The following is an 11,563-nucleotide window of genomic DNA, read 5'->3' on the forward strand; positions in this document are numbered from 1 at the left end:
TGGGCCTGCACTTCTTCAACCCCGCCCCGGCGATGAAGCTGGTGGAGGTCGTCTCCTCGGTGCTGACCTCGCCGGCGGCCGTCACCGCGGTCACCGGGCTGGCCCTGGACCTCGGCAAGGAACCGGTCTCGGTCGGCGACCGGCCCGGGTTCGTCGCCGACGGGCTGCTGTTCGGCTACCTCAACCAGGCCGCCTCGATGTACGAGTCGCGCTACGCCTCCCGCGAGGACATCGACGCCGCGATGCGGCTGGGCTGCGGTCTGCCCATGGGGCCGCTGGCGCTGCTCGACCTGATCGGCGTCGACACCGCGCGGACGGTCCTGGAGGCCATGTACGCGGAGTCCCACGACCGGCTGCACGCGCCGGCCCCGATCCTGAAGCAGCTCAGCGAGGCGGGTCTGACGGGCCGCAAGGCGGGGCGCGGCTTCTACACGTACGAGGAGCCGGGCAGCGCCGTCGTCGTGCGGGACGCGCTGACCCCCTCGGAGGGCGGCCGGCCCGCCGAGGGCCGGCCGGTCCGTTCGGTGGGCGTGGCGGGCTCGGGCACCATGGCCTCGGGCATCGCCGAGGTGTTCGCCAAGGCCGGCTACCACGTGGTCCTCGCGGCCCGCACCGAGCAGAAGGCGCAGGGGGCCAGGGCCCGGATCGGCACGTCCCTGGCGCGCTCCGTCGACAAGGGCCGGATGACCGCCGAGGCCGCCGCCCGGACCCTGGACCGGGTCCGGGCGACGGGCTCCTACGACGACTTCGCCGACGTGGACCTGGCGGTCGAGGCGGTCGCCGAGGACCTGGAGGTCAAGCGGCAGCTGTTCGGGACGCTGGACAAGGTCTGCAAGCCGGGCGCGGTGCTCGCCACCACCACGTCCTCGCTGCCCGTGATCGCCTGCGCCCGCGCCACCTCGCGTCCGCAGGACGTGATCGGCATGCACTTCTTCAACCCGGCGCCCGCCATGAAGCTGGTCGAGGTGGTCCGTACGGTGCTGACCGGGGACGACGTGCACGCGACGGTGCGCGAGGTCTGCGGCACGATCCGCAAGCACCCCGTGGACTGCGGCGACCGGGCCGGTTTCATCGTCAACGCGCTGCTGTTCCCGTACCTCAACAACGCGGTCAAGATGGTGCAGGAGCACTACGCGAGCCTCGACGACATCGACGCCGCGATGAAGCTGGGCGGCGGCTACCCGATGGGCCCGTTCGAGCTGCTGGACGTCGTCGGGCTGGACGTCTCGCTCGCGATCGAGAAGGTCCTGCACCGCGAGTTCCGCGACCCCGGGCTCGCCCCGGCGCCGCTGCTGGAGCACCTGGTGGCCGCGGGCTGCCTCGGCCGCAAGACCGGCCGGGGCTTCCGCGAATATGCCAAGCGCTGAGCCGCCGCACCGCCTGGACGACTGGTACCGCGGCGACGGCCAGTGGGGCGGGCTGCTGGAACCCGGCCGGTTCCCGCCGCCCGCCGGCCGTGGCGCTCCCCCGCCCCCCGAGGGCCGGGGAGCGCCCGGTCCGGCGCGGCGAACTGCGCGGATGCAGTACGTTCGGGGCATGCCCCAGTCCGCCAAGTCCTCCCGCACACCCGCCACGACCGAGCCGCCGGAACGCGCCGCAGGCAGTCGCGCCGCCGCCCAGCGGCTGAAGATGCGCCGGGAACTGGCGGCCGCCGCGATGGAGCTGTTCGCGACCAAGGGGTACGAGGCCACCACCGTCGACGAGATCGCCGCCGCGGCCGGGGTCGCCCGCCGCACCTTCTTCCGGCACTTCCGGTCCAAGGAGGAGGCGATCTTCCCCGACCACGACGACACGCTGGTGCGTGCCGAGGCGGTGCTCAACGCGGCGCCGGCGCACGAGCATCCCCTCGACACGGTGTGCCGCGGCATCAAAGAGGTCATGCGGATGTACGCGGCGCGGCCGGAGATCTCGGTCGCCCGCTACCGACTGACCCGCGAGGTGCCCACCCTGCGGGAGGCGGAGATCGCGTCGGTGGCCCGCTACGAGCGCCTCTTCACCCGCTACCTGCTCGGCCACTTCGACGAGCACGCGCACGAGGAGGACGCCGGCGACGACCCGCTGCTGGCGGAGGTCGCCGCGTCCGCCGTGGTCACCGCGCACAACCACGTGCTGCGGCGCTGGCTCCGGGCGGACGGCCGGGGCGACGTGGAGGCGGAGCTCGACCACGCCTTCTCGATCGTCCGCAAGACCTTCGGGAACGGGATCATGGCGGGCCGCCGCACGGCGCCGCCGAAACCGCCGGCCGCCTCGGTGTCCGACCGGGGCGAGGTGCTGGTGGCGGTCGCCCGCACCGACGCCCCGCTGGACGAGGTGATGCGGACCATCGAGCGGGCCCTGAAGGACCACTGAGGAGCACCGCGGGACCGCGCAGGGGGCGCCGGGCAGGCGCCGGACAGTCCTCCCCGCTGTGACGACGGCCACCCCACGGGGTGGCCGTTTTGCCATGTCAGGACCCCTTTTCACGCCCTCCCGGGACGCCGTTCGATCGATCATCGCTCATCTGTCGCGTAAAGATTTCATCTGAGATCGATTCATGGCACCCAGTGCCTTGCGTGCTGTCACGGCGTGCCATACGTTGAAGGAGTCCGGGCGGCCGGCGCGCAGAGACCCTTCGTGCGCCGGCTGTCCCAGCAAGCCGGCAGGCCTGCCCGCCCGGACGCCTGCGTCACAGGCACCCTCCCGCGCCACAAAGCGCTGCCGAAGCACCACCCCCGCCGGACCGACGGCATCCCCTCGAACCCTCAGCAGCACCGACGTAACCCCCAGCACCCCTCCCTCAGGGTGCTCACCGCCGGAGGCAACACCGTGACCGTCAAGGACATCCTGGCCGCGATCCAGTCGCCCGACTCCACGTCGGAGGACTTCGCCGCCCTCCCGCTGCCCGAGTCGTACCGTGCGATCACCGTGCACAAGGACGAGACGGAGATGTTCTCCGGGCTCGCCACCCGCGACAAGGACCCCCGCAAGTCGATCCACCTCGACGACGTGCCCGTGCCCGAACTCGGCCCTGGCGAGGCCCTGGTGGCCGTCATGGCCTCCTCGGTCAACTACAACTCGGTGTGGACCTCGATCTTCGAGCCGCTGTCGACGTTCGGCTTCCTGGAGCGCTACGGCCGGCTCAGCGAACTCACCAAGCGCCACGACCTGCCGTACCACATCATCGGCTCGGACCTCGCGGGCGTCGTGCTGCGCACCGGCCCCGGCGTCAACGCCTGGCGCCCCGGCGACGAGGTCGTCGCCCACTGCCTCTCCGTCGAACTGGAGTCGTCCGACGGCCACAACGACACCATGCTCGACCCCGAGCAGCGGATCTGGGGCTTCGAGACCAACTTCGGCGGCCTGGCGGAGATCGCCCTGGTGAAGTCCAACCAGCTGATGCCCAAGCCGGACCACCTCAGCTGGGAGGAGGCCGCCGCCCCCGGCCTGGTCAACTCCACCGCCTACCGGCAGCTGGTCTCCCGCAACGGCGCCGGCATGAAGCAGGGCGACAACGTGCTCATCTGGGGCGCCAGCGGCGGACTGGGCTCCTACGCCACCCAGTTCGCGCTGGCCGGCGGCGCCAACCCGATCTGCGTCGTCTCCAGCGACCAGAAGGCGGACATCTGCCGGTCGATGGGCGCCGAGGCGATCATCGACCGCAACGCCGAGGACTACAGGTTCTGGAAGGACGAGAACACCCAGGACCCCAAGGAGTGGAAGCGCTTCGGCAAGCGCATCCGCGAACTCACCGGCGGCGAGGACATCGACATCGTCTTCGAGCACCCCGGCCGCGAGACCTTCGGCGCCTCGGTCTTCGTCACCCGCAAGGGCGGCACCATCACCACCTGCGCCTCGACCTCGGGCTACATGCACGAGTACGACAACCGCTACCTGTGGATGTCCCTGAAGCGCATCATCGGCTCCCACTTCGCCAACTACCGCGAGGCCTGGGAGGCCAACCGCCTCATCGCCAAGGGCAGGATCCACCCGACGCTCTCGAAGACGTACGCCCTGGAGGACACCGGCCAGGCCGCCTACGACGTGCACCGCAACCTGCACCAGGGCAAGGTCGGCGTGCTGTGCATGGCGCCCGAGGAGGGCCTGGGCGTGCGCGACCGGGAGAAGCGCGCCCGGCACATCGACGCCATCAACCGCTTCCGGAACGTCTGAGGGCCGTCGCATGACAGAGCGTCAGAAGGACCGTCCGTGGCTCATGCGGACCTACGCCGGCCACTCCACGGCCGAGGCGTCGAACGAGTTGTACCGGCGCAACCTCGCCAAGGGCCAGACCGGTCTGTCGGTGGCGTTCGACCTGCCGACGCAGACCGGCTACGACCCCGACCACGTCCTCGCCCGCGGTGAGGTCGGCCGGGTCGGGGTGCCGGTCTCGCACATCGGCGACATGCGCAGGCTGTTCCAGGACATCCCCCTGGAGCAGATGAACACCTCGATGACGATCAACGCCACCGCCATGTGGCTGCTGGCGCTCTACCAGGTCGTCGCCGAGGAGCAGGGCGCGGACCTCACCAAGCTCCAGGGGACGACCCAGAACGACATCGTCAAGGAGTACCTGTCCCGCGGCACGCACGTGTTCCCGCCGGGACCGAGCCTGCGCCTGACGACGGACATGATCGCGTACACGGTCTCCCACCTGCCGAAGTGGAACCCGATCAACATCTGCAGCTACCACCTGCAGGAGGCGGGCGCCACGCCGGTCCAGGAGATCGCGTACGCGATGTCCACGGCGGTCTCGGTCCTCGACGCCGTGCGCGACTCGGGCCAGGTGCCGCCGGAGCGCATGGGCGACGTCGTCGGCCGCATCTCGTTCTTCGTGAACGCGGGCGTCCGCTTCGTCGAGGAGATGTGCAAGATGCGCGCCTTCGGCCGCATCTGGGACCGGATCACGCACGAGCGGTACGGCATCGAGAACCCCAAGCACCGCCGCTTCCGCTACGGCGTCCAGGTCAACTCCCTCGGGCTGACCGAGGCGCAGCCGGAGAACAACGTCCAGCGGATCGTGCTGGAGATGCTGGCCGTGACCCTCTCCAAGGACGCCCGCGCGCGCGCCGTCCAGCTGCCGGCCTGGAACGAGGCCCTGGGCCTGCCCCGCCCCTGGGACCAGCAGTGGTCGCTGCGCATCCAGCAGGTGCTCGCCTACGAGAGCGACCTGCTGGAGTACGGGGACCTCTTCGAGGGCTCCAAGGTGGTCGAGGCCAAGGTGGACGAGCTGGTGACGGCGTCGCTGGCCGAGATGGGGCGGATCGAGGAGATGGGCGGCGTGATGGCCGCCGTCGAGTCCGGCTACCTCAAGTCGCAGCTGGTCTCCTCGCACGCCGCGCGCCGGGCCCGGATCGAGTCGGGCGAGGAGAAGATCATCGGTGTCAACGCCTTCGAGGGCACCGAGCCGAACCCGCTGACCGCCGACCTCGACACCGCGATCCAGACCGTCGACCCGGCCGTCGAGGCGCGGGTGGTCGAGGCGCTGGCCCGCTGGCGCGACACCCGCTACCAGCCGCCGTTCAACCACCCGCGCCCCTGCAAGGCGCTGGAGGCGCTGAAGGAGGCCGCGAGGGGCGACGGCAACCTGATGGAGGCCACCCTGGAGTGCGCCCGCGCGGGAGCCACGACCGGCGAGTGGGCCGGCGCCCTGCGCGAGGTGTTCGGCGAGTACCGCGCCCCGACCGGGGTGTCCTCGGCGCCGGTCGCCGTCCCCGCCGAGGAGGGCTCGGCCCTCGCCGGCGTCCGCCGCAAGGTGGACGTGACGGCGCGTGACCTCGGCGTCGGCAAGCTGCGCTTCCTGGTCGGCAAGCCGGGCCTGGACGGTCACTCCAACGGCGCCGAGCAGATCGCCGTGCGGGCCCGCGACGCCGGGTTCGAGGTGGTCTACCAGGGCATCCGGCTCACCCCGGAGCAGATCGTGGACGCCGCCCTCGCGGAGGACGTCCACGCGGTGGGGCTGTCCATCCTCTCCGGCTCCCACGCCCAGCTGGTGCCGGACGTGCTGGAGCGGCTGCGCGAGGCCGGCGCGGCCGACATCCCGGTGATCGCCGGCGGGATCATCCCGCACGCCGACGCCGAGCAGCTCAGGGCCGCGGGAGTGGCCGCGGTCTTCACCCCGAAGGACTTCGACATCACCGGGATCATCGGCCGTATCGTCGACGAGATCCGCAACGCGAACAAGCTCGACCCCCTGGAGGTCCCCGCATGACCGCCCGTCCGTCGTCCGCCACCGCCCCTTCCACGGGCGGCTCCGCCGCACAGCCCTCCTTCGACCGCCTTCGCCCCCGGCGCTCCTGCCTGGCGGTACCGGGCTCGAACCCGCGCTTCCTGGAGAAGGCCCAGGGCCTGCCGGCGGACCAGGTCTTCCTCGACCTGGAGGACGCCTGTGCGCCGCTCGCCAAGCCCGAGGCGCGGCACACCATCGTCAAGTTCCTCAACGAGGGCGACTGGACCGGCAAGACGCGCGTGGTGCGGGTCAACGACTGGACCACCGAGTGGACGTACCGCGACGTCGTGACCGTCGTCGAGGGCGCCGGCCCGAACCTCGACTGCATCATGCTGCCGAAGGTCCAGGACGCCCGGCAGGTCGTCGCGCTCGACCTGCTGCTCACCCAGATCGAGAAGACCATGGGCTTCGAGGTCGGCCGCATCGGCATCGAGGCGCAGATCGAGAACGCCCAGGGCCTGAACAACGTCAACGAGATCGCGCAGGCCTCCCCGCGCGTCGAGACGATCATCTTCGGCCCGGCCGACTTCATGGCGTCGATCAACATGAAGTCGCTGGTCGTGGGCGAGCAGCCGCCCGGCTACCCGGCGGACGCCTACCACTACATCCTGATGAAGATCCTGATGGCCGCCCGCGCCAACAACCTCCAGGCGATCGACGGCCCCTACCTGCAGATCCGCAACGTCGACGGCTACCGCGAGGTCGCCCGCCGCGCCGCCGCCCTCGGCTTCGACGGCAAGTGGGTGCTCCACCCGGGCCAGGTCGAGGCGTCCAACGAGATCTTCTCGCCCTCCCAGGAGGACTACGACCACGCCGAGCTGATCCTGGACGCGTACGACTACTACACGTCCGAGGCGGGCGGCAAGAAGGGCTCCGCGATGCTCGGCGACGAGATGATCGACGAGGCCAGCCGCAAGATGGCCCTGGTCGTCTCCGGCAAGGGACGCGCGGCCGGCATGCGGCGCACGTCGAAGTTCGAGATCCCGGAGGCCTGAGCACGATGCAGTTCGGACGCACCTACGAGGAGTTCGAGGTCGGCGCGGTCTACAAGCACTGGCCCGGGAAGACGGTCACGGAGTACGACGACCACCTCTTCTGCCTCCTCACCATGAACCACCACCCCCTCCACATGGACACCAACTACGCGGAGAGGACGACGGACTTCGGCAAGAACGTCGTCGTCGGGAACTACGTCTACTCCCTGCTGCTCGGCATGTCGGTGCCGGACGTCTCCGGCAAGGCGATCGCCAACCTGGAGATCGAGTCGCTGAAGCACGTGGCGCCGACCTTCCACGGCGACACGCTCTACGGCGAGACGACCGTGCTCGACAAGCGGCCGTCGAAGTCGAAGGACGACCGCGGCATCGTCCACGTCGAGACCAGGGGGTACAAGCAGGACGGCACCCTGGTCTGCGTCTTCCGCCGCAAGGTGATGGTGCCCACCGGGACGTACGTCGAGGAGCGCGGCGGCGAGCAGCCCGGCCGCCCGGAACCGCTGGACACCCCGAAGCGAGAGCAGGAGAAGTGACCATGGCGCGACTCGCCCAGACGGCCGGCCTGACGGACGTCCAGCGGGAGATCCTGTCCACCGTCCGCGACTTCGTGGACAAGGAGATCATCCCGGTCGCGACCGGGCTGGAGCACCGCGACGAGTACCCGCAGCAGATCGTCGACGGCCTGAAGGAGCTCGGCCTGTTCGGTCTGATGATCCCCGAGGAGTACGGGGGGCTGGGCGAGTCGCTCCTCACCTACGCGCTGTGCGTGGAGGAGATCGCCCGCGGCTGGATGTCGGTGTCCGGCATCATCAACACCCACTTCATCGTGGCGTACATGCTCAAGCAGCACGGCACGCAGGAGCAGAAGGACCACTTCCTGCCGCGCATGGCGGCCGGCGACGTCCGGGGCGCGTTCTCCATGTCGGAGCCGGCGCTGGGCTCCGACGTGTCGGCGATCTCGTCGAAGGCGGTGAAGGACGGCGACGCGTACGTCCTGAACGGCCAGAAGATGTGGCTGACGAACGGCGGCACCTCGTCCCTGGTGGCCGTTCTGGTGCGGAGTGACGAAGGACACCCGGAGGGCACGGCGCCCCACAAGTCGATGACGACCTTCCTGGTGGAGAAGGAGCCCGGATTCGGCGAGGTGCGGCCCGGTCTGACCATCCCCGGCAAGATCGACAAGATGGGCTACAAGGGCGTCGACACCACCGAGCTCATCATGGACGGACTGCGCGTTCCGGCGGACCGCGTGCTCGGCGGGGTCACCGGCCGCGGTTTTTACCAAATGATGGACGGGGTGGAGGTCGGCCGCGTCAATGTGGCGGCACGGGGCTGCGGGGTCGCCCAGCGCGCCTTCGAACTAGGGGTCCGGTACGCCCAGCAGCGGCACACGTTCGGCAGGCAGATCGCCCAGCACCAGGCCATTCAGTTCAAGCTCGCGGAGATGGCTACCAAGGTGGAGGCCGCTCATGCGATGATGGTGAACGCTGCGCGCAAAAAGGATTCCGGAGAACGAAACGACCTTGAAGCGGGGATGGCGAAGTACCTCGCCTCCGAGTACTGCAAGGAGGTCGTCGAGGACGCCTTCCGGATCCACGGCGGCTACGGCTTCTCCAAGGAGTACGAGATCGAGCGGCTCTACCGCGAGGCGCCGATGCTGCTGATCGGCGAAGGCACGGCGGAGATCCAGAAAATGATCATCGGCCGCAGACTGCTCGAAGAGTATCGATTCCAGGGATGAATGTCCGGATACGGGGTGTTTTCTGGGAATAGAGGATCGTCCCCCGTCAGCACCCCCCGGACACCGACTCGACTTCCTGGCTTACCCAGTTGTCGGCCGGAGCCGCTACGATCGCCGGAAAGCCGCCGTCCCCCTGTCCATGCGCGGCACTATCCGCTACGAAGGTCATCCATGCCCCACAGCAAAACCTCTGCATCTCGCGACAGCCTCGCCGGCGTGCGCCTCGCGCGCGGAGCATCGCCGTGGCTCCTGCCGACCGTCGCCACCGCAGCCGTCAGCCTGGTCCGCGCCCGCCGTTCGGGTGCCGCCAAGGCCGTAGCCGTCCCCGCCACCGCTCTCGCGGCGGGGATGCTGTGGTTCTTCCGCGACCCCGAGCGCGAGATCACCCGGGGCCGGGTCATCTCGCCCGCCGACGGCGTGGTGCAGAGCATCATGCCGTGGAAGGACGGCCGGACCCGCGTCGCGATCTTCATGAGCCCGCTCAACGTCCACGTCAACCGCGCCCCGCTGGCCGGCACGGTGACGTCGGTCGAGCACGTCCCCGGTGGCTTCGTTCCCGCCTTCAACAAGGAGAGCGAGAACAACGAGCGGGTCGTCTGGCACTTCGACACCGAGCTCGGTGACATCGAGATGATCCAGATCGCCGGTGCGGTGGCCCGCCGCATCGTCCCCTACCTCCCCGAGGGCACCAAGGTCGAGCAGGGCGAGCGGATCGGTCTCATCCGGTTCGGCTCGCGCGTCGACCTCTACCTGCCCGAGGGCGTGGAGATCGACGTCGAGGTGGGCCAGAAGACCGTGGCTGGGGTGACTCGCATTGACCGTGATTGATCCGGAGAAAACGCGGACCGGCTGGGTGCCCGGCGCCGACGAGGCGGACGACGAGGAGGAGATGCCCCTCTCACTCCGTCTGTCGATAGCGGACACCCTCACGCTCGGCAACGCGACCTGTGGCTTCATGGCGGTGTACTTCACCACCACCGGCATCCTGATCCCGCACCTCACGGGCAGCCAGGAGAGCGGGATGGCCCGCCACAGCGCGGCCACCGCCGTCATCCTCATGCTGTGCGCGGCGGTCTTCGACCTCTTCGACGGCCTGGTGGCCCGCAAGCTGCGCTCCTCCCCCATGGGGGCGGAGCTCGACAACCTCTCGGACCTGATCAGCTTCGGTCTGGCCCCGGCGTACTTCGTCCTCGTGTACGGCATGGTCGCGGACGACGCGCACCAGAGGGTGGCCGCGGTCGGGGCGATCGTGGTGCTGCTGGCGGTGGTGCTGAGACTCGCGCGGTTCTCCTGCGTCACCGTCAAGGACGGCACCTTCCAGGGCATGCCGTCACCGTTCGGGGCGCTGACCATCGTCTCGATCGTGCTGCTGGAGCTGCCGTTCGTGGCGACGGTCCTGGCGATCCTGGGCACGGCCTGGCTGATGGTGAGCCGGGTCGAGTACCCGAAGCCGCGGGGCCCCCTCGCGGTGGCGATGCTCTCCTGGATCGTGCTGGCCATGGGCCTGCTGGCGGCCTGGGCCTTCGACGCCCCGAGCGGCCAGCTGCTCCTGCAGACCGGCTGCGCGCTGCAGCTGGTGATGGGCGCGGTGATCCCGCTGTTCGCCACGGCCCGCCGGGTGAACAACTTCCGCGGCAACCGTCGTGAGGCACGGGCGGCGCAGCCGTAGGCGACGCGACGTGCTCCGGGCCCCGGACCCTGTTGGGTCCGGGGCCCTTGCCGTACGGGCACCCGGCGCGGGCGGGCCGGACCCCGCCGGTGCGCGCGGGCGGGCCGGCTCAGCCCAGGAAGTCGCGTGCGATCCGCTCCGCGGCACGTTCCAGGAGCGGACCCGCCTGCGCGACGCACGTCGCCACGTCCGGCTCGAGGTCGGTCAGCGCGTACGCCCGCCGGATCCCCGCCCGTCCCAGTGCCTGCGGGGGCAGGGCGAGCCGTCCGCACACCGCGACGACCTCCTTGCCGGCGGCGCGGGCCGCGGCGGCCACCCCCGCCGGGGCCTTGCCGTGCAGGGTCTGCTCGTCCAGCGAGCCCTCACCGGTGATCACCAGGTCGGCCCGCTCCAGCGCGGGTGCGAAGCCGAGGACGTCCAGCATGACCTCGATACCGGGCCGGAACCGGGCCCCGAGGAGCAGCGCGCCGTAGCCGATGCCGCCGGCCGCACCCGCACCGGGCGAGGCGGAGAGCCCGGCGGCCCCGGCTCCGGCCGACTCCTCCAGCACCTTCGCGAAGTGCGCGAGCGCCTCGTCCAGCCGCCGCACGTCCTTGGGGGAGGCGCCCTTCTGCGGGCCGTAGACCGCCGGGGCGCCCTTCGGGCCGGTCAGCGGGTTGTCGACATCGCTGGCGAGCACGAACGTGATCTCGCCGAGGCGCGGATCGAGGCCCGACAGGTCCGCCGAGGCCAGCTCGGCGAGCCCCGCGCCGCCCGGCGCCACCGGCTTGCCGTCGGCCTTCAGGAGGCGGGCGCCCAGCGCGGCCAGCATGCCGGCGCCACCGTCCGTGGTGGCACTGCCGCCGACCCCGAACACGAGGGTCCGCGCGCCGCTGACGGCGTCCACGTACGGGTCCGGCGAGCTGCTGACCGCCGCGCTGGACGCGGGCGCGCGGACCCTCGTGTTCGGGGTC

Annotated in this window: 10 protein-coding genes; 9 read left to right on the forward strand and 1 reads right to left on the reverse strand. The window is 70.6% G+C overall.

The features are described 5' to 3' along the window. The 9 genes from AOK18_RS02465 to pssA all read left to right on the forward strand — a co-directional run. Positions 1-1,367 (forward strand): 3-hydroxyacyl-CoA dehydrogenase family protein (locus AOK18_RS02465; RefSeq protein ID WP_055693174.1); only part of this gene is annotated, 1,367 nt, incomplete at its 5' end. A 169-nt stretch (positions 1,368-1,536) separates the two neighbouring features. Beyond that, on the forward strand, positions 1,537-2,349 hold the full coding sequence (locus AOK18_RS02470) for a TetR family transcriptional regulator (protein ID WP_055693175.1): 813 nt from the start codon (positions 1,537-1,539) through the stop codon (positions 2,347-2,349). A 456-nt stretch (positions 2,350-2,805) separates the two neighbouring features. Next, positions 2,806-4,149: a crotonyl-CoA carboxylase/reductase gene (gene ccrA, locus AOK18_RS02475; RefSeq protein WP_055571994.1), complete on the forward strand. Its 1,344-nt coding sequence runs from the start codon at positions 2,806-2,808 to the stop codon at positions 4,147-4,149. A 10-nt stretch (positions 4,150-4,159) separates the two neighbouring features. Beyond that, positions 4,160-6,187: a protein meaA gene (locus AOK18_RS02480; protein WP_055571986.1), complete on the forward strand. Its 2,028-nt coding sequence runs from the start codon at positions 4,160-4,162 to the stop codon at positions 6,185-6,187. Then, positions 6,184-7,200 (forward strand): HpcH/HpaI aldolase/citrate lyase family protein, encoded by a 1,017-nt coding sequence (locus AOK18_RS02485; protein WP_055571987.1) that lies wholly within the window; start codon positions 6,184-6,186, stop codon positions 7,198-7,200. The genes AOK18_RS02480 and AOK18_RS02485 overlap by 4 nt, the downstream gene beginning before the upstream one ends. 5 nt (positions 7,201-7,205) lie before the next feature. Then, positions 7,206-7,733 (forward strand): MaoC family dehydratase, encoded by a 528-nt coding sequence (locus tag AOK18_RS02490; RefSeq protein ID WP_055571988.1) that lies wholly within the window; start codon positions 7,206-7,208, stop codon positions 7,731-7,733. Between the two features lie 2 nt (positions 7,734-7,735). Continuing rightward, entirely contained in the window at positions 7,736-8,941 is a 1,206-nt protein-coding gene (locus AOK18_RS02495; protein WP_055571989.1) for an acyl-CoA dehydrogenase family protein, read from the forward strand. A gap of 171 nt (positions 8,942-9,112) precedes the next feature. Then, positions 9,113-9,769 carry a phosphatidylserine decarboxylase gene (locus tag AOK18_RS02500; protein ID WP_055571990.1) on the forward strand — a complete coding sequence of 219 codons (657 nt, stop codon included), beginning with the start codon at positions 9,113-9,115 and terminating at the stop codon, positions 9,767-9,769. Positions 9,770-9,794: 25 nt separating this feature from the next. Further along, positions 9,795-10,610 carry a CDP-diacylglycerol--serine O-phosphatidyltransferase gene (pssA, locus tag AOK18_RS02505; protein WP_055571991.1) on the forward strand — a complete coding sequence of 272 codons (816 nt, stop codon included), beginning with the start codon at positions 9,795-9,797 and terminating at the stop codon, positions 10,608-10,610. 109 nt (positions 10,611-10,719) lie between these two features. Here pssA and AOK18_RS02510 read toward each other — a convergent pair. Further along, positions 10,720-11,563: glycerate kinase family protein (locus AOK18_RS02510; protein ID WP_079104812.1), on the reverse strand; the 844-nt coding region annotated here is incomplete at its 5' end.

Source organism: Streptomyces prasinopilosus (genome assembly GCF_001419695.1).
Lineage (GTDB): Bacteria > Actinomycetota > Actinomycetes > Streptomycetales > Streptomycetaceae > Streptomyces > Streptomyces prasinopilosus.

Bases quoted from the DNA above. Each gene is read 5' to 3' on its own strand.
- AOK18_RS02500 (WP_055571990.1), top strand. From the start codon at position 9,113: ATGCCCCACAGCAAAACCTCTGCATCTCGCGACAGCCTCGCCGGCGTG.
- AOK18_RS02485 (WP_055571987.1), top strand. From the start codon at position 6,184: ATGACCGCCCGTCCGTCGTCCGCCACCGCCCCTTCCACGGGCGGCTCC.
- AOK18_RS02470 (WP_055693175.1), top strand. From the start codon at position 1,537: ATGCCCCAGTCCGCCAAGTCCTCCCGCACACCCGCCACGACCGAGCCG.
- AOK18_RS02480 (WP_055571986.1), top strand. From the start codon at position 4,160: ATGACAGAGCGTCAGAAGGACCGTCCGTGGCTCATGCGGACCTACGCC.
- AOK18_RS02495 (WP_055571989.1), top strand. From the start codon at position 7,736: ATGGCGCGACTCGCCCAGACGGCCGGCCTGACGGACGTCCAGCGGGAG.
- AOK18_RS02490 (WP_055571988.1), top strand. From the start codon at position 7,206: ATGCAGTTCGGACGCACCTACGAGGAGTTCGAGGTCGGCGCGGTCTAC.